Annotated in this window: 23 protein-coding genes; 7 read left to right on the forward strand and 16 right to left on the reverse strand. The window is 75.2% G+C overall.

Annotated elements, in window-relative coordinates; genetic code table 11:
• Nucleotides 1–228: 228 nt before the first annotated feature.
• The 9 genes from ACGBYP_RS19450 to ACGBYP_RS19490 form a co-directional block, all read right to left on the reverse strand.
• Nucleotides 229–651, reverse strand: coding sequence for a universal stress protein (locus ACGBYP_RS19450; protein WP_411586813.1), 423 nt, complete (start codon nucleotides 649–651; stop codon nucleotides 229–231).
• Complete coding sequence (locus tag ACGBYP_RS19455; RefSeq protein ID WP_411586814.1) at nucleotides 648–2,186, reverse strand: tripartite tricarboxylate transporter permease; 1,539 nt, start codon at nucleotides 2,184–2,186, stop codon at nucleotides 648–650. Before ACGBYP_RS19455 ends, ACGBYP_RS19450 begins: the two co-directional genes overlap by 4 nt.
• Complete coding sequence (locus tag ACGBYP_RS19460; protein WP_411586816.1) at nucleotides 2,186–2,719, reverse strand: tripartite tricarboxylate transporter TctB family protein; 534 nt, start codon at nucleotides 2,717–2,719, stop codon at nucleotides 2,186–2,188. Before ACGBYP_RS19460 ends, ACGBYP_RS19455 begins: the two co-directional genes overlap by 1 nt.
• Nucleotides 2,716–3,702, reverse strand: a complete 987-nt coding sequence (locus tag ACGBYP_RS19465; RefSeq protein ID WP_411586817.1) for a Bug family tripartite tricarboxylate transporter substrate binding protein — start codon at nucleotides 3,700–3,702, stop codon at nucleotides 2,716–2,718. Before ACGBYP_RS19465 ends, ACGBYP_RS19460 begins: the two co-directional genes overlap by 4 nt.
• Before the next feature lie 85 nt (nucleotides 3,703–3,787).
• The gene (otsB, locus tag ACGBYP_RS19470; protein ID WP_411586820.1) at nucleotides 3,788–4,528 is read right to left on the reverse strand and encodes a trehalose-phosphatase; all 741 of its coding nucleotides are present in this window, start codon (nucleotides 4,526–4,528) and stop codon (nucleotides 3,788–3,790) included.
• Nucleotides 4,525–5,940: a trehalose-6-phosphate synthase gene (locus ACGBYP_RS19475; protein ID WP_411586822.1), complete on the reverse strand. Its 1,416-nt coding sequence runs from the start codon at nucleotides 5,938–5,940 to the stop codon at nucleotides 4,525–4,527. The genes otsB and ACGBYP_RS19475 overlap by 4 nt, the downstream gene beginning before the upstream one ends.
• Before the next feature lie 36 nt (nucleotides 5,941–5,976).
• On the reverse strand, nucleotides 5,977–6,330 hold the full coding sequence (locus ACGBYP_RS19480; RefSeq protein WP_411586824.1) for a fluoride efflux transporter FluC: 354 nt from the start codon (nucleotides 6,328–6,330) through the stop codon (nucleotides 5,977–5,979).
• Nucleotides 6,327–6,770: a fluoride efflux transporter CrcB gene (gene crcB / locus ACGBYP_RS19485; RefSeq protein ID WP_411586825.1), complete on the reverse strand. Its 444-nt coding sequence runs from the start codon at nucleotides 6,768–6,770 to the stop codon at nucleotides 6,327–6,329. The genes ACGBYP_RS19480 and crcB overlap by 4 nt, the downstream gene beginning before the upstream one ends.
• 187 nt (nucleotides 6,771–6,957) lie before the next feature.
• The gene (locus ACGBYP_RS19490) at nucleotides 6,958–7,926 is read right to left on the reverse strand and encodes an ABC transporter substrate-binding protein (protein ID WP_411586826.1); all 969 of its coding nucleotides are present in this window, start codon (nucleotides 7,924–7,926) and stop codon (nucleotides 6,958–6,960) included.
• A gap of 107 nt (nucleotides 7,927–8,033) precedes the next feature.
• On the opposite strand from ACGBYP_RS19490, the gene ACGBYP_RS19495 reads away from it, so the two are divergent.
• The 6 genes from ACGBYP_RS19495 (at nucleotide 8,034) to ACGBYP_RS19520 (ending at nucleotide 12,893) form a co-directional block, all read left to right on the forward strand.
• Nucleotides 8,034–9,026 (forward strand): FecCD family ABC transporter permease, encoded by a 993-nt coding sequence (locus ACGBYP_RS19495; RefSeq protein WP_411586827.1) that lies wholly within the window; start codon nucleotides 8,034–8,036, stop codon nucleotides 9,024–9,026.
• Entirely contained in the window at nucleotides 9,023–10,111 is a 1,089-nt protein-coding gene (locus ACGBYP_RS19500; RefSeq protein ID WP_411586829.1) for a FecCD family ABC transporter permease, read from the forward strand. Before ACGBYP_RS19495 ends, ACGBYP_RS19500 begins: the two co-directional genes overlap by 4 nt.
• On the forward strand, nucleotides 10,108–10,935 hold the full coding sequence (locus ACGBYP_RS19505) for an ABC transporter ATP-binding protein (RefSeq protein ID WP_411586830.1): 828 nt from the start codon (nucleotides 10,108–10,110) through the stop codon (nucleotides 10,933–10,935). Before ACGBYP_RS19500 ends, ACGBYP_RS19505 begins: the two co-directional genes overlap by 4 nt.
• 29 nt (nucleotides 10,936–10,964) lie before the next feature.
• Entirely contained in the window at nucleotides 10,965–11,957 is a 993-nt protein-coding gene (locus ACGBYP_RS19510; RefSeq protein ID WP_411586832.1) for an aldo/keto reductase, read from the forward strand.
• 122 nt (nucleotides 11,958–12,079) lie between these two features.
• A complete protein-coding gene (locus ACGBYP_RS19515; RefSeq protein ID WP_411586835.1) occupies nucleotides 12,080–12,445 on the forward strand; it encodes a hypothetical protein in 366 nt (121 codons plus the stop codon).
• Nucleotides 12,438–12,893: a hypothetical protein gene (locus tag ACGBYP_RS19520; protein WP_411586838.1), complete on the forward strand. Its 456-nt coding sequence runs from the start codon at nucleotides 12,438–12,440 to the stop codon at nucleotides 12,891–12,893. Before ACGBYP_RS19515 ends, ACGBYP_RS19520 begins: the two co-directional genes overlap by 8 nt.
• A gap of 31 nt (nucleotides 12,894–12,924) precedes the next feature.
• Here ACGBYP_RS19520 and ACGBYP_RS19525 read toward each other — a convergent pair whose 3' ends face one another.
• Nucleotides 12,925–13,728: a hypothetical protein gene (locus ACGBYP_RS19525; RefSeq protein ID WP_411586839.1), complete on the reverse strand. Its 804-nt coding sequence runs from the start codon at nucleotides 13,726–13,728 to the stop codon at nucleotides 12,925–12,927.
• A gap of 153 nt (nucleotides 13,729–13,881) precedes the next feature.
• Between ACGBYP_RS19525 and ACGBYP_RS19530 the strand changes: the two genes are divergently transcribed.
• Nucleotides 13,882–16,212 (forward strand): SpoIIE family protein phosphatase, encoded by a 2,331-nt coding sequence (locus tag ACGBYP_RS19530; protein ID WP_411586841.1) that lies wholly within the window; start codon nucleotides 13,882–13,884, stop codon nucleotides 16,210–16,212.
• Here the strand turns inward: ACGBYP_RS19530 and ACGBYP_RS19535 are convergent.
• The 6 genes from ACGBYP_RS19535 to ACGBYP_RS19560 all read right to left on the reverse strand — a co-directional run bounded on the left by ACGBYP_RS19535 (nucleotide 16,205) and on the right by ACGBYP_RS19560 (nucleotide 21,014).
• Nucleotides 16,205–16,726: a flavin reductase family protein gene (locus ACGBYP_RS19535; RefSeq protein WP_411586843.1), complete on the reverse strand. Its 522-nt coding sequence runs from the start codon at nucleotides 16,724–16,726 to the stop codon at nucleotides 16,205–16,207. The genes ACGBYP_RS19530 and ACGBYP_RS19535 overlap by 8 nt on opposite strands.
• A gap of 72 nt (nucleotides 16,727–16,798) precedes the next feature.
• Nucleotides 16,799–17,431 (reverse strand): TenA family protein, encoded by a 633-nt coding sequence (locus ACGBYP_RS19540; RefSeq protein ID WP_411586845.1) that lies wholly within the window; start codon nucleotides 17,429–17,431, stop codon nucleotides 16,799–16,801.
• Nucleotides 17,428–18,177, reverse strand: coding sequence for a glutamine amidotransferase (locus tag ACGBYP_RS19545; RefSeq protein ID WP_411586846.1), 750 nt, complete (start codon nucleotides 18,175–18,177; stop codon nucleotides 17,428–17,430). Before ACGBYP_RS19545 ends, ACGBYP_RS19540 begins: the two co-directional genes overlap by 4 nt.
• 1 nt (nucleotide 18,178) lies before the next feature.
• Nucleotides 18,179–19,213 carry a phosphotriesterase gene (locus ACGBYP_RS19550; protein ID WP_411586848.1) on the reverse strand — a complete coding sequence of 345 codons (1,035 nt, stop codon included), beginning with the start codon at nucleotides 19,211–19,213 and terminating at the stop codon, nucleotides 18,179–18,181.
• Entirely contained in the window at nucleotides 19,210–20,241 is a 1,032-nt protein-coding gene (locus tag ACGBYP_RS19555; RefSeq protein WP_411586850.1) for an ABC transporter permease, read from the reverse strand. The genes ACGBYP_RS19550 and ACGBYP_RS19555 overlap by 4 nt, the downstream gene beginning before the upstream one ends.
• Nucleotides 20,238–21,014 carry an ATP-binding cassette domain-containing protein gene (locus ACGBYP_RS19560; protein WP_411586852.1) on the reverse strand — a complete coding sequence of 259 codons (777 nt, stop codon included), beginning with the start codon at nucleotides 21,012–21,014 and terminating at the stop codon, nucleotides 20,238–20,240. The genes ACGBYP_RS19555 and ACGBYP_RS19560 overlap by 4 nt, the downstream gene beginning before the upstream one ends.

A 21,014-nucleotide genomic window follows, 5' to 3' on the forward strand; every position in this document is an offset into this window, starting at 1 on the left:
TGCGCACGCTTTCCCGGAATTGCAGCGTCATGCACTCAGAATGGTTCTTCGTGCACTTGTCGACAATTCCTGCAGTGCCCGTCCGCCCTGGTCAGCGGGGGTACTGCGGCGTACTGGGAGCCATCGGCAGGGCCCGGGACGACCGTGACCGCCGTCCCGGGGGAACGGCGGTCACGGTGGTGGGGCAGGGCCGGGGGAGGCCCGGTGGGACGCGTGTTGCGGCCGGGGTCAGGGCTCCCGCGGCGGGGCCTTGACGGCCAGCACCGGGCAGTCGACCTCGAGCAGGATCCGCTGGGCGGCGCTGCCCATGAGCAGCTTCCCGACCGCCGACCGGCGCCGCATCCCGATGACCAGCAGTTCGGCGGAGGTCTCGGCGACCACCGTGGCCAACTCCTCGGCGACGTCCCGGCCGTGCACCGGCTGGCGCACCTCGGTGGGGACGCCGGAGCCGGCCAGCTCCTCGTGCAGCCGGGTCAGCGCCTCGCCCTGCAGGTACTCCTCGTCGACCAGGGCGTCGCCCCGGGAGGCGTTGACCACCACCAGCCGCGCGCCGCGCAGCCGGGCCTCCCGCAGCCCGTGCGCCAGCGCGGCCTGGCCCCGGGGGTTGGGCACCAGGCCCACGACCACGACGGGCTCCTGCTGCTCGGTCATCGTGCGGTCCTCTCCTCGACGTGGTCCTCGGCGTGCTGCAGGTCGTGCGGCGTCGTCCGGGGGCCGCGGACGGCCCGCAGCACGATCGGGACGACGAGGGCCAACAGCGCCAGGGCCAGCACGATGCGGCTGAACCAGGTGTCGACCAGCACCCCCAGGTCGCCGTCGCTGATGGCCAGCGCGCGGCGCAGGTTGGCCTCGGCGATCGGGCCGAGGATCAGCCCGATGACCGCCGGGGCGACCGGCCAGCCGTAGCGTCGCATGACGAAACCGAGCAGCCCGAGCACCAGCAGCAGCACCAGGTCCAGCGGGTCGGCGTTGACCGCGTAGGAGCCCAGCGAGGCGAAGGTGAGGATGCCGGCGTACAGGTAGGGCCGGGGGATGCGCAGCAGCTTCACCCACACGCCCACCAGCGGCAGGTTGAGCACCAGCAGCATCGCGTTGCCGATGAGCAGCGAGGCGATGAGCGTCCACACCAGCGGGCCCTCGGTGGTCAGCAGCGTGGGGCCGGGCTGGATGCCGTAGCCCTGGAAGGCGGCCAGGATGATCGCCGCGGTGGCCGAGGTCGGGATGCCCAGGGTCAGCAGCGGGACGAGCACGCCGGCGGCCGCGGCGTTGTTGGCCGCCTCCGGCCCGGCCACGCCCTCGATGGCGCCCTTGCCGAACTCCTCCGGGTGCTTGGTCAGCTTCCGCTCGGTGGCGTAGGAGAGGAACGTCGGGATCTCCGCGCCACCGGCCGGCAGCGCCCCGAACGGGAAGCCGTAGGCGGTGCCGCGCAGCCAGGGCCCCCACGAGCGGCGGAAGTCGTCGCGGGTCATCCAGTTGCCCTTGTGGTCGATCACGTGCACCGCGCCCCGGCGCAGCCGGGAGGCGACGTAGAGCGCCTCCCCGACGGCGAAGAGCGCGACCGCGACCACCACGACGTCGATGCCGTCGGACAGCTGCGGGACGCCGAGGGTGAAGCGCTCCTGCCCGGTGATGACGTCGGTGCCGACCAGCCCGAGGTACAGCCCCAGGCACAACGAGGCCAACCCGCGCAGCGGCGAGGAGCCGAGCACGGTCGCCACCGCCACGAAGGCGATGACCGTGAGCGCGAAGTAGTCGGCCGCGGTGACCCCGATGGCCAGCTCGACCACGGTCGGGGCGACCAGCGCCAGCAGCAGGGTGGCGATCGTGCCGGCGACGAAGGAGCCGATCGCCGCGGTGGCCAGCGCGGCCGACCCGCGGCCGGCCTTGGCCATCCGGTTGCCCTCGAGCGCGGTCATGATCGAGCTGGACTCACCGGGGGTGTTGAGCAGGATCGACGTCGTCGACCCGCCGTACATCCCGCCGTAGTAGATGCCGGCGAACATGATCAGCGCGCTGGTGGGCTCCAGCACGTAGGTGGCCGGCAGCAGCAGGGCCACCGTCATCGCCGGCCCGATGCCCGGGAGCACGCCGACGGCGGTGCCCAGCAGCACCCCGAGCAGGGCGAAGAGCAGGTCGAGCGGGGTGATCGCGTCGGCGAACCCGCCCAGCAGGTCGTCGAAGGCCATCAGAACCAGCCCGTCAGGAACTCGAGGACCGTGCCGCCGGGCAGCGCCACGTTCAGTGCCTTCACGAAGACGATCCAGGCCACGCAGCCCAGCGTCAGGCCGATCAGGAACGGCCGGACGACGCCGACCGCGCCGAGCGCCCAGGACACCGCGGCGAACATCAGCGCCACCGCCAGCGGCCAGCCGATGACGTTGATCAGCAGGGCGTGGGCCAGGAAGGCGACCGCGATGACCGCGACCGCGCGCCAGTCGGTGGGGGCGTCGGGGTCGACGTCCTCGCTGTCGTCGGCCGGGCCGCGGTCGCCGCGCAGGACCCGGAAGCCCAGCCCGACGCCGGTGACCAGCGTGAGCGCACCGACGGCGTAGGGGAAGAACCGCGGGCCGACCGTGTTGCTCGAACCCGGCACCGCGATCGCGCCGGCGTCGATCAGCAGGTAGACGCCCAGCGCCGCGAGCAGCACCGCCATCACCAGCTCGCCGGTCTGCCGCCCGGTCTGCTCCGGCGCCTGCGGGGGAGTCACCGCGCTGCTCATCGGTCGATCAGCCCGATCTCGATCAGCACCTGTCGCACCCGTGTCTCCTCCGCGGCGAGGAACTCGCCGTACTCGTCGCCGGTCTGGAAGGTGTCCAGCCAGCCCCGGTTGGCCAGCGCCTCGGCCCACTCGTCGGTGTCGTGCGCCTGCTGGACCACCCCGATGAGGTCGGCCCGGGCGTCCTCGCTCATCCCCGGGCGGGCCATCAGCCCGCGCCAGTTGGTCACCTCGACGTCGAAGCCGCTCTCGATGATCGTGGGGACGTCGGGCACCTGGCCGGACCGCTCGGCCGTCGAGACCGCCAGGCCCTTGAGGGTGCCGGCGGTGACCTGGGAGCCGTAGTCGGCGGTACCGGAGATGCCGGCGGCGACCTGGTTGCCCAGCAGCGCCGACAGCGACTCGCCACCACCGGAGTAGGGGATGTAGTTGACCTCGCGCGGGTTGATGTCGGCCGCCTGGGCGAGCAGCCCGGCCAGGATCTGGTCGGTGCCACCGGCCGAGCCGCCGGCGATCGGGGTGCCGCGCGGGTCGGCCTTCCACGCCTCGACGAAGGAGGCGAGGTCCTCGTACGGCGACTCGGCCGGGACGACGATCAGCTCGGTCTCGCCGATCAGCTGGGCGATCGGGGTGACGTCGGTGAGCCGGGTGCTGGAGTCGTTGGTGTCGACGGCGCCCACCATGACCAGGCCCATCATCATCAGCAGCGCGTCGTCGTCCTCGCGGGCCAGCTGGCCCAGGCCGATGGTGCCGCCGGCGCCCTCGACGTTGAACACCTGCACGTTGCGGGCCACGCCGCTGGACTGGATGACCCGCTGCAGGGTGCGGGCGGTGGTGTCCCACCCGCCGCCCGGGCTGGCCGGGACCATCATCCGCAGCCGGGAGAGGTCGCCGGGCTGGACGACGGTGCCCGCGCAGCCGGCCAGCACCCCGAGCGCGGGGGCGGCGAGCGCACCGGCGAGGAACGACCTGCGGGTCAGCGGCACGGTCGGGGGACCTCCGGCTCGGAGGTGACGGTGATCACTCCCGAACGCTATGCCCCCGGGAGTTCCGAGTCACCTCCGGCCCGGATCAGGCGGCGAGCACCCCGGCGAGCCGTGTGAGCAGCTCGCGGACCGCGTCGAGGTCGGGCACCCGGTACCGGGCCACCGTCTCGCCGGTGCCGACCTTCACGCTGACGCCGTCCGGCTCGATCGCCCGGAAGCCGTCCTCGTCGGTGACGTCGTCGCCGAGGTAGAGCACGCCCTCGGCGCCCAGCTCCGACCGCAGCCGCACGAGCGCGGACCCCTTGTCGGCGTCGGTGACGGCCAGCTCCAGCACGTCCTTGCCGGGCTTGGCGGTCAGCGACGGGTCGGACCCCGGTCCGGCGGCGGCGTCGGCGAGCAGCCGGACGGCGGCGTCCCGGTCGGCGACCGTGCGGACGTGCACCGCGGCGCTGGCCGGCTTGACCTCCAGCCGGGCGCCGGGCACGGCGGCCACCAGCGGGGCGAGGGCGTCGGCCAGCGCGTCGCGGCGGGCGGACAGGTCGCCGGGCAGCGGGCCGTCGAACTCGGCACCGTGGCTGCCCACCCAGCGGAACGGCCCGGCGAGCCCGCTGGTGGCCTGCAGGTCGGCCACCCCGCGCCCGCTGACCAGGGCCACGGTGACGCCCTCGACGGCGGCCAGCCGGCTGAGCAGGCCGGCGATGCCGGGCTCGGGGACGGCGCTGCCCGGGTCGTCGCGCAGGCGGGCGAGCACCCCGTCGTAGTCGCTGGCCAGCAGCAGCGGGCGCCGCCCGGCGAGCTCCTCGAGGGCCGCGTCCAGACCGGTCACACGTGGTCCTGGAGCGAGTCGATGAAGGTGTTCGCCCAGTGGTCGAGGTCGTGCTCGCTGACGTGGCGGCGCATCGCGCGCATCCGCTCGGCCGCCTCGGCCGGGTCCATCCGCAGGGCGCGCAGGAGCTGGTGCTTGACGCCGTCGATGTCGTGCGGGTTGACCAGCAGCGCCTGCTGCAGCTCGGCCGCGGCGCCGGCGAACTCGCTGAGCACCAGCACGCCCTGGTCGTCGCCGCGGGCGGCCACGTACTCCTTGGCGACCAGGTTCATGCCGTCGCGGTACGGGGTGACCAGCATGACGTCGGCCGCCCGGTACATGGCGGCCAGCTCCTCGCGGGGCATCGACTGGTTGAAGTACTGCACGGCCGGCCCGGCGGTCGACCCGAACAGGCCGTTGATGTGGCCGACCTGCTGCTCGATGGTCTCCCGCATGGTCACGTAGTGCTCGACCCGCTCGCGGCTGGGGGTGGCCACCTGCACGAAGACGGTGCCCGGCGCCTCGACGGCGCCCTCCTCCAGCAGCTCGCCGAAGGCCTCCAGGCGCACGCTGATGCCCTTGGTGTAGTCGAGCCGGTCGACGCCCAGCACGATCTTCTCCGGCCGGCCCAGCTCCTCGCGGATCTGCTCCGCGCGGGCGAGCACCTCCGGCGACCGGGCGAGCTCGTCGAAGGAGGCCACGTCGATGGAGATCGGGAAGGCCCTGGCGGTCACCGTGCGGCCGTCGTAGCTGACCGTGCTGCCCTCGGTGGGCAGGTCGTGCAGCCGGTGGGCGAGGGTGACGAAGTTGGCCGCCGCGGCCGGCTGCTGGAAGCCGATCAGGTCGGCGCCCAGCAGGCCCTCGATGATCGCCGAGCGCCACGGGAGCTGGGTGAACAGCTCGAAGGGCGGGAACGGGATGTGCAGGAAGAAGCCGATGGTCAGGTCGGGGCGCCGCTGGCGCAGCATCGCCGGGACCAGCTGGAGCTGGTAGTCGTGCACCCACACGATCGCGCCCTCGGCGGCCACCTCGGCCGCGCGGTCGGCGAAGCGCTTGTTGACCTCGACGTAGCTGTTCCACCAGCTGCGCTGGTACTCCGGCTTCTCGACCACGTCATGGTAGAGCGGCCACAGCGAGGCGTTGGAGAACCCCTCGTAGTAGCGGTCGACCTCCTCCGCCGACAGCGGCACCGGGACCAGCTGCATGCCGCCGGACTCGAAGGGCTCGGGGGCGTCACCGGCCGCCCCGGACCAGCCGACCCACGCGCCGCCGCGGCCGGCGACGAAGGGCTCCAGTGCGGTCACCAGGCCGCCGGGGCTGCGTTGGTAGCGCGTCGTCCCGTCGGCGTCGGTGACCTGGTCGACCGGCAACCGGTTCGCGACCACGACCACCGGGCTGTCGGCCCGGACCTGCGTTCCCGCTGTCTCGCTCATCCCCACCGACCCTAGGTGATGATCACGTCCCGTCGCTCAGTGGACGGCCAGGTACCCCGCGGCCGCGACGCCCAGTCCGAGCACCAGCGACCCGGCTCCGTAGGCCGCCGCGCGGAGCACGACACGCTGCTCGACCAGCCGGACGACGTCGGTGCCGAAGGTGGAGAACGTGGTCAGCGTGCCGCAGAACCCGGTGCCCACGAGCGCCACCACGGCCGGCGGGACGTCGCTCAGGCCGAGCAGGACGCCGAGCACCGCGCTGCCCACGACGTTGACCGTGAGCGTGCCCAGCACGCTGGCCCCGCCGCGGCGGGCGGTGGCCACCCGGTCGGCGAGCAGCCGCAGCGGCGCCCCGACGACCGCCCCCAGCACCACCAGCAGCGCGGTCACCGGCGCTCCGCCCGCGGCGCGGGGACGGCGCGGCCCAGCCGGACGCCGGCCGCCGCGGCCAGCACCCCACCGACCACCGAGGCCAGCACGTACCCGACGGCGGCGACCCCGCGGCCGGCCTCGGCCAGCTGGACGACGTCGACGGCGAAGGTCGAGAACGTCGTCCAGCCGCCCAGGACGCCGGTGCCGAGGAACGGCCGCAGCCAGGGGGAGTGGGGGTGGCGGGTGAACAGCGCGGAGGACAGCAGGCCGAGCAGCAGGCAGCCGGTCAGGTTGACCAGCAGCGTGGCCGTGGGCCAGGTGCCGGGCGCGTGGGGGAGCGCCAGGCCGAGGCCCCAGCGGGCCAGCGCACCGAGCGCGCCGCCGAGCGCGGCGGCCACGTAGCCGGTCAGCGGTCCTCCCCGGGTCCCCGGCCGCACGCCGCGGCCGGAGCGGAGCATGCCACCGGGCGCCCTGTTGCACGACCGGCCGGGGGCTCGTTGCACGACCGGCCGGAGGCCCTGTTCCACGACCGGCCGGAGGCCCTGTTCCACGACCGGCCGGAGGCCCTGTTCCACGACCGGCCGGAGGCCCTGTTCCACGTGGAACGGACGCCGCCCTGCGCGCGAGCGGCGTCCGTCCGGAAGGTCAGGAGACGGCGGCCTCGATGTCGTCCATGACCAGGTCCGCGGCGGTCGGGCCGGAGGCACTGCTCCACACCGAGCCGTCGACCTCCGACGTCGTCCCGGCCTGGACGGCGCCGAGCTGGGTGAAGGCCGGCTGGCTCTTAGCCGCCTCCAGCGCGCCCTTGCCGTCGGCGCCGAAGGCAGCGACGAACAGGCGGTCGGCGTCGACCTGGCCGAGGTTCTCCAGCGACAGCGGGTCGCTGTGCGGCTCGGCCCCCAGGTCGGCGATCGGCAGCGGGTCGGCGCCGGCGGCCTGCAGCAGGGCGCCGGGCATGAGCGCGGAGTTCATCACCAGCGCACCGTTGGCCATCCAGCGCAGCACGGCCGCGCTGCCGTCGAGCGCGCCGGAGGCGGCCAGCGTCTCGGCCCGGGCGGTGATCGCGTCGAGGTCGGCGGTGAGCTCGTCGTCGGCGCCGAGCGCCCGGGCGTAGACGTGCAGCGGCTCCTGCCAGTCGTCGCCGGTGGCGGTGTCCGGGACGACGGTCGGCGCGATCGCCGACAGCGCGTCGTACCGGTCCTGCGCCAGCCCGGCCGCGGCCAGGATCAGGTCGGGCTCGGCCTCCAGGACGGCCTCGAGGTTGGGCTCGGCCACCGTGGCGACGACCGGGATGGCGGCGGCGGCCTCCCCCAGGTAGGCGGGCGCGGCGTTGCCACCGCGGCTGGCGGTGGTGCCGACCGGCGTCACGCCGACCGACAGCGCGACGTCGAGCGCGGGCTCGGCGAGCGTGATCACCCGCTGCGGGTCGGCCGGCACGGCGACCTCGCCGAAGGCGGTACCGACCGTGGTCCCGGTGGCGGCGGCCTCGCTCGCCGCGTCGGGCGTGCCGGCGGTCGGCTCGCTGCTGCCGCACGCGGCCAGCGCCAGGGCGGCCGCGGCCAGGGTCGCGGCGGTGCGGACCGGACGGCGGCGCACTCCGGGCAGATGGGTCACAGGGGTCCTCCACGGTTCGGGTACGGCACCGTCCGTCGGCGCCGCGGCGGTAGGTTAGCCTGCCCTAAGCATCGGCCGACGAGGCCGGGGGGAGCGGGGGAGTGCGGGTGCGTCGGGTAGTGGTGCGCGGCCTCGTGCCGGCCGGGGCGGTGCTCGCCCTGGCGGTGCTGGCGAGCCTCGCGGTCGGCGCGGGGGAGGTCGGGCCGGCCCGCGCGCTGGCCGTGCTGGCCGGTGGCGGCGACGACGACGCCCGGTTCGCCGTCCTCCAGCTGCGGGTGCCGCGCACCGTCGTCGCCGTCGCGGTGGGCATCGCACTCGGGGTCGCCGGCGCCGTCCTGCAGACCGCTGCGCGCAACCCGCTCGCCGAGCCCGGGCTGCTGGGCGTCAGCGCCGGGGCCTCCTTCGCCGTCGTGCTGGTGATCGCCTCCGGCGCGAGCGCTGCCTCGATGGGGCCGTGGGTCGCCGTCCTGGGCGCGGGCGCCGGGTGCCTGCTGGCCGTGGGCGCCGCCCGGCTGCGCGGCGCCGGCGACGACCCGGTCCGGCTCGTGCTGGCCGGCGCGGCGCTGTCCGGGCTGCTGTCCGCGGCCACCTCGGTGGTGCTGCTGCTGGACCAGCGGACCGCCGACGAGGTGCGCTTCTGGACGGTCGGCTCGGTGGCCGGCCGTGACCTGGACACCGTCACCCAGGTCGGCCCGGTGCTGGCCGCGGGCCTGCTGATCGCCCTGCTCGCCGCCCGGCCGCTGTCGGCCCTGGCCCTCGGCGACACCGTGGCCCGCGGCCTGGGCCACCGCCCCGCCCGGGCCCGCGCGCTGGCCATGGTCGCCGTGGCGCTGCTGGTCGGCGGCGCGGTCGCCGCTGCCGGCCCGGTCGTGTTCATCGGGCTGGTCGTGCCGTTCCTGGCCCGTGCGCTCGTCGGCCCGGACCTGCGCCGGGTGCTGGCGGTGACCGTCGTCCTGGGGCCGGCGGTGGTGCTGCTGGCCGACGTCGCCTCCCGGCTGCTGGTGCGGCCCTACGAGATGCCGCTGGGCGTGGTGACGGCGATGATCGGTGCCCCCGTGCTGGTGGCGGTCGTGCGGTCGACCCGGATGCCCGCGCTGTGACCACGACCCTGCCGCGGCCTCCCGCCCGCACCGCCGCCCCGGCGCCCCCGGCGCCCCCGGGCACCTGGCGGCTGGCGGTGGGCGGCCGTTCGGTGCTGCTCGACCGCCGGGCCGCCGTGGCCGCCACCGCGCTGGCGGTGCTGGTGGTCGCCGCGGTCGCGGTGAGCCTGGCCGTGGGCACCGCCCGGCTGCCGCTGACGCACACGCTGCCGGCGGTGTTCGGCTCCGGCAGCGACCGGGAGGTGCTGCTGGTGCAGCGGCTCCGGCTGCCCCGGGTGGCGGCCGCGCTCGCCGTCGGCGCGGCGCTGGGCACCGCCGGGGTGCTGCTGCAGACCCTGGCCCGCAACCGGCTGGCCACCCCGGACACGGTCGGCCTCAACGACGGCGCGACCGCCTTCGCCGTGGCCAGCGTCGTCGCCGTCTCCACCAGCGTCACGCCCTCGGCCTTCGCGCTGGTCGGCGCCGCCACCGCGGCCGCTCTCGCGCTGGGGCTGGCCGGCGGGGCCGGCACCCACGGGTACCGCTTCCTCGTCGTCGGCCTGGGCGTGGGCGCGGCACTCGGCGCGGTCACCCAGCTGATGCTCGCCCGGGCCGCCATCGACGACGCCAACGCCGCCTTCCCCTGGTCGGTCGGCAGCCTCAACAGCCGCTCCGGGACGTCGGTGGCGGTGCTCGCCGTCGGGCTGGCCCTGGCGCTGCCGGTGGCGGTCGTGCTGGGCCGGCAGCTGCGGCTGCTCCGGCTCGCCGACGCCGTCGTCGTCGGGCTCGGCACCCGGGTGCGCCGGGTGCGCATCGCCGTCATCGCCACCGCCGTGGTCACCGCCGGGCTCGCGGTGGCCACCGCCGGGCCGCTGGGGCTGGTCGCGCTGCTCGCCCCGGAGATCGCCCGCAAGGCCGCCGGCCCCCGGGTGGTGCCGGTGCTCGGCGCCGCGCTGGCCGGCGCCCTCGTGGTGCTGCTGGCCGACCTGGCCGGCCGCACCGTGGCCGCGCCGCTGGAGCTGCCCGCCGGCCTGGTCACCGCCGTCGTGGGCGGGCCCTACCTGTTGTGGCTGCTGCTGACCACCCGCTCGAGGAGGATCGCGTGAGCACGCTCGAGGCCCCGCCCACCCAGGACGCCGCCGCCGACCTCGCCACCCGGGCGCTGGACCTGGGCTACGACGGCACCCGCGTCGTCCACGCCCTGGACCTGCAGCTGCCACCGGGCCGGGTCACCGCGATCGTCGGGCCCAACGGCTGCGGCAAGTCGACGCTGCTCGGCGCACTGGCCCGGGTGCACGAGGCGCAGGGCGGCGCCGTCCTGCTCGACGGCCGCGACCTCGCCACCCTCAAGCCCAAGGACGCCGCCCGGCGGATCGGGCTGCTGCCGCAGACGGCCGCGGCCCCCGACGGGCTGACCGTCCGCGACCTGGTGCGCTACGGCCGGCACCCGCACCAGGGGCTGCTGCGCCAGTGGTCTCCCGAGGACGCCGACGCCGTGCAGCGGGCGCTGGCCGCCGCCGACCTGCTCGACCTGGCCGACCGGCCGCTGGACCAGCTCTCCGGCGGGCAGCGGCAGCGGGCGTGGATCGCGATGGTGGTGGCCCAGCAGACCGCGGTCGTGCTGCTCGACGAGCCCACCTCCGCCCTGGACCTCGGCCACCAGCTCGAGGTGCTGGAGCTGGTGCACGACCTGGCCGCGCAGGGCCGCACGGTGGTGCTGGTGCTGCACGACCTGTCCACCGCCTGCCGGCACGCCGACCACCTGGTCGCCCTGCGCGCGGGCCGGGTCGTCGCCGAGGGCCCACCGGCCGACGTCGTCACCGCCGGGCTGGTCCGCGAGCTGTACGGGGTCGAGGCCGCCGTGCTGCGCGACCCCACCTCCGGCACCCCGGTGGTCTGCCCCGTGCGCCGGGTCGCCGCCACTGGTTGACCGGTGCACATCAGGGGCACGCACCGGCCATGCAGATGCGACAGCTCCGCGACCTGACCGTCTCCGCCCAGGGACTGGGCTGCATGGGGATGAGCGAGTTCTACGGCACCGGTGACCAGGCGGAGGCCGAGCGGACCGTCCAGCGCGCCCTCGACCTCGGCGTCACGTTCCTCGACACCGCCGACATGTACGGCCCGTTCACCAACGAGCGTCTCGTCGGGCAGGCCATCGCCGGGCGCCGCGACGAGGTCACGCTGGCCACCAAGTTCGGCAACGAGCGCGCCGAGGACGGCACCTTCCTCGGCATCAACGGCCGGCCCGAGTACGTGCACGCGGCCTGCGACGCCTCGCTGCAGCGCCTGGGCGTCGACGTCATCGACCTCTACTACCAGCACCGGGTCGACACCGCGGTGCCGATCGAGGACACCTGGGGCGCGCTCAAGGAGCTCGTCGAGGCCGGCAAGATCCGGTACGCCGGCATCTCCGAGGCCGCTCCGGACACGATCCGCCGGGCGGACGCCGTCCAGCCGGTGACGGCGCTGCAGACCGAGTACTCGCTGTGGTCCCGCGACCCCGAGGACGACGGCGTGCTGGCCGTCTGCGCCGAGCTGGGCATCGGCTTCGTCGCCTACTCGCCGATCGGCCGCGGTTTCCTGTCCGGGCAGATCCGCAGCGTCGAGGACCTCGCCCCCGACGACTTCCGCCGGCACAACCCCCGCTTCCAGGGCGCGGCCTTCGAGCAGAACCTCGAGCTGGTCGACCGGGTGCGCGAGATCGCCGACGCCAAGGGCGTCACCGCCACCCAGCTCGCGCTGGCCTGGGTGATGGCGCAGTCCGGGCACGCGGGCAACCCGACGATCGTGCCGATCCCGGGCACCAAGCGGGTCTCCTACCTGGAGGAGAACGCCGCCGCCGCCGACGTCGAGCTCACCGGCGACGACCTGCGCGCGCTCGACGCGGCGGCCCCGGCCGGGGCCGCCGCGGGCGACCGCTACCCGGACATGTCCTCCGTGCACCGCTGATCCCCGGCTCCGCCGACCACCGACGTGGCCATCTCGGTGGTCGGCGGGGTTCCCGCCAGGGGCGGACCGGTCGAGGCACGGGAGGATGACGGGGTGCACTCCTCACCTCCCGGCCGGCGCCGATGAGCACGCCCCTGGTCGTCGTCCTCACCGTCGTCGCCGTCGTGCTGGCCGGTGTGGGCGCGCTGAGCACGGCGCTGCACCGCCGGATCGGCACCGCCCACCTGGCCACCGCCGGGGTGCTCGAGCTGCTGCTGCTCGTGCAGGGCGGGCTCGCCGTCGCCGGGATGGCCGGTGGGCACCGCCCCGCCGAGCTGAGCACCTTCCTGGCCTACCTGGGCAGTGTCGTGCTGCTGCCGATCGCCGGCGTGCTGTGGGCGCGCAGCGAGCCCACCCGCTGGGCGGGCACCGTGCTCGCGGTCGCCGCGCTCACCGTCGCGGTCATGCTGTGGCGGCTGGTCGACCTGTGGGCGGTCACCGGTGGCTGACTCCCCGCTGGGCGGACCGGCGCCCGAGCCGTCCGGCACCGACACCGCGCGCGGCCCGGGCCGGGTGCTCGTGGCCGTCTACGGCGTCTTCGCCCTGGCCGCCGGTGCCCGCGCCGTCGTCCAGCTCGCGGTGCAGTTCGACGAGGCGCCGATCGCCTACCTGCTCTCCGCGCTGGCCGCCGTGGTCTACCTCGTGGCCACCGTGGGGCTCGCCCGCGGTGGGCGCAGCGGACGGCGCACCGCGATGGCCGCCTGCGGGGTCGAGCTGGCCGGCGTGCTCGTCGTCGGCACGCTCTCGCTGGTCGACCCCGCGGCGTTCCCGGACGCGACGGTGTGGTCGGGCTTCGGGCAGGGCTACGGGTTCGTCCCGCTGGTGCTGCCGGTGCTCGGGCTGCTGTGGCTGCGCCACCTGGCCGAGCAGGACGCCGACCGGCCCGACGCGGCCTGACGGCCCGGCCCCGCAGGGCCGGGCCGCGGCGTCAGATGTCGCCGCCCCCGCCGAAGTCGCCGCCGAAGTCCCCGCCGCTGTCGAAGCCGCCGCCGTCCCCGTAGCCGCCGGCGTCGTAGTCGGCCCCGCCGCCGTCACCGCCGTCCCCGCCGCCGTCGCCGTTGTCGTCGGCCTGCTCGCCGTCCTGGTAGCCCTCGGCGTAGGCCTCCTCGTCGCCGCCGCCGAACAGGCCGCCGTCGCCCAGCCCGGTGTCGAAGAGGGCGTCGGCCACGGCCGTGCCGACGACGAGCCCGCCGATCGTGCCGAGCATGCTGCCGCCGATCATGCTGCCCATGCCCATGCCGCCGCCGAAGCCACCGCCCCGGCCGTAGCCGGGGCCGTACCCACCGCCGCCGTACCCACCGCCGCCGTACGGAGCGCCGCCGTAGCCGCCACCACCGCCGAAGACCCGCTCGAGGGTGCCGGGCTGGCGGATCTCGGCGCGGGTGGCCGCGCGGGCCAGGCTCTGCGCGTCGTCACCGCGCGGCCGCTCCGAGGCCGGGCCGGCGGCCGAGAGCTGCTCGAGGACCTGCCGGCGCTGGTCGGGGGTGAGCTTGGCGAAGGCCTCGGCGTGCGCGGCCTCCACCTGGTCCGGCGGGGCGGTGCGCAGCAGGTAGCGGTAGCGCTCGATGGCCTGCTCGTCGGCCGAGCGGGCCGGCTGCTGCCCGCCGGCCGGCGCCGCGGGGGCCGGCTGACGCGCGTACCCGTAGCCGCCCTGGTCGTACTGCTGCTGTCCGGGGCCGTACGGCGAGCTCGTGCGCTGGCCGCGTCCGAAGAGCCTGTCCAGGAGTCCCATGACGCGTCCTCTCTCGTGGCCGTCGTCCGCACTGCCGGACGCCGGGCGTCGTCGGTCCCTACCCCGTTCACCGCCGGGCGACGCGCCACCCGAAAGGCGTGCTCAGACGGCCGGTCGGTGGTACGCAACGGACCCCCTCGGTAGGCTCTGCTGGTGCCGTCCGACAGACGACCGGGGGAGTCCGCCCCCGGCCAGGTCCCCCCTGAGGCCGCTGCCGCTCTGGCGGGCAGCCTGACCTCGGGGTCCGAGCCGACCGACCGCACGCAGCAGGCCTCGCTGGTGGGCGCCGCCGAGGCGCTGGTCACCGGCAGCGACTCCGAGCGCAGCGCGCAGGCCGCCCTGCCGGGCGTCCTGGCCGACGTCCCGGTCGCGGTCCTGGTGATCGACCAGGTCGCCGGCACCGTCACCTACGCCAACGCCGCGGCCAACGAGCTGGCCGGCCACATCGGCCTGCCGGCGCCGGTCGACACCTGGGGCGCCTCCGCCGGGCTCACCGACCTGGGCGGCGCCCCGCTGGAGGACACCGCGAGCCCGCTGTCCCTCGTGGCGGCCGGCCGCCCGGTGGCCGGCGAGGCCGTGCGGCTGTCCGCCCGGCGCAGCTCCGACGGGGCCCGGGCCCAGGCCGCCGACGACGACCGCGACCGGGTCCTGTGGGTCACCGGCTTCCCCCTGTCGCAGGACGGCAGCCAGCAGCGGCTGTCGCTGGTGGTCTTCCTCCAGATCGACGAGCCGCACACGGCCGACGACGCCGACGCCCAGCTGCAGGCGCTGCGGGAGCGCGCGGTCGTGGCCACCGACATCGCCTTCACCATCACCGACCCGCGCAAGGAGGACGACCCCCTGGTGTGGGTCAACCCCTCCTTCAGCCGGATCAGCGGCTACTCCTACGAGGAGAGCGTCGGGCGCAACTGCCGCTTCCTGCAGGGCCCGGCCACCGACTCCGACAGCGTGGCACAGCTGCGCAAGGCGCTGCAGGGCCAGCAGCCGGTGACCACGACGCTGCTGAACTACCGCAAGGACGGCACGGCCTTCTGGAACCAGCTGTCGATCACGCCGGTGTTCGACGGCGAGGGCGAGCTGGTCAGCTTCGTGGGCGTGCAGACCGACGTCACCGAGCGCGTCCGGGTCGAGGACGACCGCCGCGCCGCCTTCGCCGCCGAGCAGGCCGCCCGCCGCGACGCCGAGGAGGCGCACGCGTCCGCCGAGGCCGCCCGGGTGCAGGCCGAGGTGGCGCAGAGCCGGCTGGCGCTGATGGCCGAGGCGACCAGCACGCTGAGCGCGACCCTAGACATGGACGACCTGCTGAGCCGGCTGGCCTCGCTGTGCGTGCCGCTGCTGGCCGACTGGGTGTTCGTCACCCTGGTCGACGAGCACGGCGCGGTCACCGGCACCTCCTCCGCCCACCGCCGTGGCCTGACCGACGAGCTGGCCCGGTTCGCCGCGCTGCGCCTCGCCGACCTGCCGGATGCCGCACCGATCCGGCGGGCCCTCACCTCCAACGAGCCGGTCCTGGTCCCGGAGTTCACGCCGGAGCTGATGACCGCGGCCGCTCCCGACCCGGCGCTGCGGGCGGTGCTGGGTGAGCTGGGCGCCTCCTCGCAGCTCACCGTCCCGCTGGTCGCCCGCCGGCGCACGCTGGGTGCGCTCACGCTGGTCGCCGAGAGCCAGGACCGGCGCTTCGGGGTCGAGGACCTCGACCTGGCCCGCGACCTCTCCCGGCGCGCGGCGATGGCCATGGACAACGTGCGGCTGTACCAGCAGGAGCACACGGTCGCCGAGACGCTCCAGCGGTCGCTGCTGCCCGAGCTGCCGACCATCCCCGGCATCACCGCCGCCGCCCACTACCTGAGCGCCTCCAGCAGCGCCGACGTCGGCGGCGACTTCTACGACATGCTGCACCTGCCCGACGGCAGCGTCGGCATCGCGATCGGCGACGTGGTCGGCCACGACGTGACCGCGGCCGCGGCGATGGGCCACCTGCGCGGCCTGCTGCGCGCCTGCGCCTGGGACGCCGGCGAGGGCGACCCGGGGGAGATCCTCGGCCGGGTCGACCGGCTGGTGCAGGGCCTGCACGTGGCCCCGATGGCGACCATGGTCTATGGCCGCGCGGTGCGTCCGACCGGACCGGCCGAGCCGTGGCGGCTGACGCTGGCCAACGCCGGCCACCCGCCGCTGCTGCTGCGGCACGTCGACGGCAGCGTCGAGATGCTCGACGGCATCACCGGGCTGCTGATCGGCGTCGACGCCGCGCACGTGCGCGCCTCTCGCCAGGTCGCGCTGCCGCAGGGCTCGACCCTGATCGCCTACACCGACGGCCTGATCGAGCGGCCCGGCGAGGACATGGACCAGGGGATCGCCTCGCTCGTCGCGCGGCTGGCCGCGGCACCCGTCGACGCCTCCCCGGTCGACCTGTGCGTGCACGCCGTCGGCCCGCACCCCGACCGCCGCGACGACGTCGCGGTGATCGCCCTGCGGTTCAGCTAGCCGGGTCCAGCGGCGCCTCCCGGAGGCCGTAGCCGCCGCGGTGGAACAGCAGCGGCGTGCGCGAGGCGTCGGCGCCCAGGTCGAGCACGCGGGCGACGACGATCGTGTGGTCGCCGCCCTCGTACTCGGCCCACAGCTCGCCGTCGATCCAGGCCACGACCCCGTCGAGCACCGGGGAGCCGTGCGCGCTGGGCGCCCAGCCGACGCCGGCGAACTTGTCGGTGCCCGAGCGGGCGAACTGCCCGGAGAGCGCGCGCTGGTCCTCGGACAGGACGTTGACGCAGAACCGGCCGGCCTCGCGCAGCCGCGGCCAGGTCGTGGAGGTGCGCGCGGGGGCGAAGGCGACCAGCGGCGGGTCCAGCGACAGCGAGCTGAACGACTGGCAGGTGAAGCCCACCGGCCCGTCGGCGCCCACCGCGGTCACCACGGTCACGCCGGAGGCGAAGTGCCCCAGCACGTCGCGCATCGCCCGGGGGTCGATCACCTGGGCGGGGACGTCCGGTTCACCAGTCACGGCCCCGATCCCATCACGGCGTCCGGACCCCCGCGCTGCCGGTCGTCCCGGTTCCACGTGGAACCGGGACGATCAGGCGTGCACCGCGTCGTGGAAGGCGATCTCCGCCTCCAGGACGGCGCCGAACCAGCGGTCCAGCGCCGCGTCGTCCACCGTGCCGGGGTCCAGGGCGTCGACGTCGTCCCGCAGCGCGTCCACCTGGGCCAGGAAGGCCGGTGCGGCGTGCAGCGCGACCCAGTCCTGCAGGTCCGGGTCGCGCGGGGCCGGCTGCGCCGCGGCGGCGGTGCACCAGCGGGCGTACATCGTCTCCGCGGCGAGCATCCCGGTCAGGGCGGCCGGACGCCCGGCCTCGGCGACCTGCCGCAGGACGACGTCCGACAGCACCTGCGCCCGCGCCAGGGCCGCCGGCCCACCCGTCGCCGGGTGCCGGTCGCGGACCGCGGCGAAGTAGTCGCGCTGCTCGGTGACGAGGTTGGTCAGCGACCGGGCGGAGGGCAGCAGGTCCGACCAGGTGGTGGACTCCCACACCACCCGGCCGAGCACCCGGGCGGCGGTCAGCACGAACGCCTCCTCCACCAGCAGGTACCGGGCGAGGTCGCCGGCGCCCAGCGTGCCGTCGGTGGCCTCCCGGACGAACCGGATGCCGCAAGCGCGGTCCAGCAGCGCGGCGTTGCGGTCGACCAGGGCCGCGGACCGGGAGCTCACGCGCGCGCCAACCAGCGCACCAGCCCGTCGAACAGGTCGGCGTAGCCCGGCCACTCCTCGCAGAAGGCCGGCGGCGCCCAGTGCGGGGAGCAGTCGGAGGTGAACGCCCCGGCCCGCCCGCTGCCGAAGGTGCCCAGCGCGACCAGCGGGTCCTCGCCCACCCGGACCGGCACCTCGGCGTCGTCCTTGGCGACCACCCGGTTGTAGCCCAGCAGTGCGGGCCACGCGTCCCCGGCACCGCCGAGGGCCGCGTGACCGGGGTCGACGACGCTGGGCACCAGACCCGCGGGGGCCTCGACCCGGTCGTCCTCGGCCAGCATCTCGACCGGCAGCACGTCGGCCAGCACCGTCTGCCGGAAGGCCGCCCGGGCCTGGAAGCCGCTGAAGGACAGGTACCCGCCGATCATCAGCAGCGCGCCGCCGTCCCCGACCCAGGTCCGCAGCGCGGCCAGCCGGTCCTCGCCGGGCTGGAACCGCTCGAAGACCTGGGGGGACAGCTGGATCGAGTTGGCGCCGATGTCGGAGAGCACGACGAGGTCGTAGCCCGACAGCGCGGCGGCGTCGCCGGGGAACTGCGTGGGCACCAGGTGCGCCGGCAGGTGGACGACGTCGTGCCCGCGGGCGGTGAGCACGTCGCGCAGCGGCCCCACGCCCTCGACGTAGGAGTGCACGGAGAACTCGTCCACGCCCTTCACGTGGGTGGAGGTGGTCATCCAGCTCTCGCCGGCGATCAGGATGCGGGCCACGTCAGAGTCCTCTCGAGGCGCGCTCGAACAGCGCGCGCGGGTTGGCGGTCATCAGGTCGGCCACCGTGTCGGCGTCGATCCCGCTGCGGCGCAGCCGGTCGGCGAAGACGACGGGGACGTAGGCGAGCCCGTTGCCGCCGAAGCGGCTGAGCATCGCCTTGAGGAAGAGGTCGTGGGAGAGCAGCAGCCGGTCACCGTGACCGGCCGCGACCAGGGCGGCGACGGCGGCGGCCGTCTCGGCCGGCGAGGGCGACTGACCCTCCCCCGGGTAGTCGAACGGCATCCCGACCATGTCGAACTCGCAGACGACGCCGCGCGCGGCGACCGACCGCTGGTAGTCCCGGTCGGCGCCGGAGGGGTCCATGTGGCAGAGCACGACGGCGCCGGGGTCGACGCCCTCCTCGTCCACCACCAGGTCGACCACCTCGTGCGCCCGGCGCTGCCAGCCGGGCAGGTGGACGAACAGCGGCACCCCGACCTCACGCTGGGCCCGGCAGGCGGCGCGCAGCGCCCGGCGCTCGTCGTCGGTGAACGCGGGGGAGACCCCGATCTCGCCGATGACGCCGGGCCGCAGCTCGTGCGCGGGGTCGAACTCGGCGACCAGCTCGGCCGCGAGCTGGTCGGCCGTGGACGTCGCGACGTGCGGTGGGTGGGTGGCCTGGAGGTACCAGCCGGACCCCATCACCACCTGGACGCCGGTGGCCCGGGACAGCTCCCGGAGCCGCTCGGGGTCCCGGCCGATGCCCGGCGGGGTCAGGTCGACGACGGTCCGCCCGCCGACCGAGGCGAACGTGCGCAGGTCCGCCGCCATCGCCTCGGCGTCGTCCAGCCGGCAGTTGTCCGCGCTCTCGTAGGGGTGGTCGGCCAAGAGCCAGGCCAGGTCCGCCGACACGGGCGCGTCCAGCAGGGCGCGCAGCTCCGGGTCCGCCGCCGGGCGGAAGGCCACCGCGTTGTCGTTGACCAGGTGCTCGTGCGGGAGCACCAGCCCCAGCTCGGCCGGGTCGACGTCGCCGGTGACGGTGCGGACGCCGGTCACCGGCGGGCGGTGAGCCGACGGAGGAACCAGCCGAGGTCCTTGCCGCGCAGGTTGATCCAGACCACCAGGACCAGCACCGCGCCGGTGATGATCGGGGTCAGGTACGGGCTGACCGACAGCAGGGTGAGCCCGTTGGCGATGACCTGGGTGAGCAGCGCCCCGATCAGCGTGCCGACGATGGTGCCGCGGCCGCCGAGCAGGCTGGTGCCCCCGAGCACGACCGCGGCGATCACGGTGAGCTCGAAGCCCTGGGCGCTGTTGGCCGAACCCGAGCCCAGCCGGGCGGCGATGAGCAGCCCGGCCAGCCCCGCGGCCAGCCCGGAGAACCCGAGCGCGCTCATCGTGACCAGCTTGACGTTCACGCCGGCCCGGCGGACCGACTCCTGCGCCGACCCGATGCCGATCACGTACTGGCCGAACCGGGTGGCGTGCAGCAGCACGAAGCCCAGGACCACCACGACCAGGGCGATCCAGGCCGTCGCCGAGAAGCCCAGCCAGCGGGCCGTGCCGAGCTTCGCCACCAGCGTGTAGGACTCGATCGGCACCGAGAAGCCCTCGGTCTGGAACAGCGCGATGCCGCGGACCACCGACAGCGTGGCCAGCGTGACGATGAACGCCGGGATGCCCTGGTAGGCGGTGAACCAGCCGTTGACCAGCCCCCAGCCCAGGCCCATGAGCAGCGCGGCCACGATGACCAACGAGGAGTCCCAGCCGGCCACCAGGAGCTGGGCGGAGATCGCCGCCGTGAACGCCACGATCGAGCCGACCGACAGGTCGATCTGGCCGGCGGTGATGACGAAGGTCATCGCGACGGCGACGATGAGCACCGGCCCCACCTGGGTGGCCAGGTTGGACAGGTTCGCGAAGGTCAGGAAGTTCTCGTCCGCGACGGCGAAGAAGACGAACACGAGCAGCGTGACCCCGGCCATCACCAGCGTGGCCTTGTTGGTGCGCTGCCAGAACGACCGCTGCTGGGCCAGCCGGGCCACGGTGGGCTCGGGCGCGACGGTGGTCTCGGTGGTGGTCATGCCGGCGTCCCCTCGGTGCGTCGCGTCGCGGGCGTCCGCGTGATGAGGCCGACCAGGGTCTCGATGTCCAGGTCGGCGATGGCCGCGTCGTCGACGCTGCGCCCCTCGTACATGACGGTGATCCGGTCGCAGACCCGGAAGAGGTCCTGCAGGCGGTGGGTGATCAGGATGACCCCGACCCCCTGCGCCGCGACCTCGCCGATGAGCCGGAGCACCGACTCCACCTCGGCGACGGCCAGGGCCGCCGTCGGCTCGTCGAGGATCAGCACGTCCGGGGCGAAGGAGACGGCCCGGGCGATGGCCACGGTCTGCCGCTGGCCGCCGGAGAGCGTGCCGATCTCCTGGTGGGTGCTCTTCACCTTGACGTGCAGGTCGGCCAGGATGCGGGCCGCGTCCCGGTGCATCCGGCCGCGGTCGATGAACGGCCCGCGGCGCGGCTCGCGGCCGAGGAACAGGTTGCTGGCCACGTCGAGGGTGTCGCACAGCGCCAGGTCCTGGTAGACGATGCCGATCTTCTCCGCCTGGGCGTCCGACGGGTTGGCGAAGCGCACCGGGCTGCCGTGCACCCGGATCTCGCCCTCGTCGTGCTGGACCGCCCCGGCCAGCACCTTCATCAGGGTCGACTTGCCGGCGCCGTTGTCGCCGACCAGGCCGAGGACCTCGCCGCGGCGGAGGGTCAGGTCGACGCCCTGCAGCGACTTCACCGGCCCGTAGGACTTGGTGATGCCGGCCAGTTCGACGAGGAGGTCCCCGCGGGTGTCAGGCAGCGCCAC

Source organism: Modestobacter sp. SSW1-42 (assembly GCF_046635825.1).
GTDB lineage: Bacteria > Actinomycetota > Actinomycetes > Mycobacteriales > Geodermatophilaceae > Modestobacter.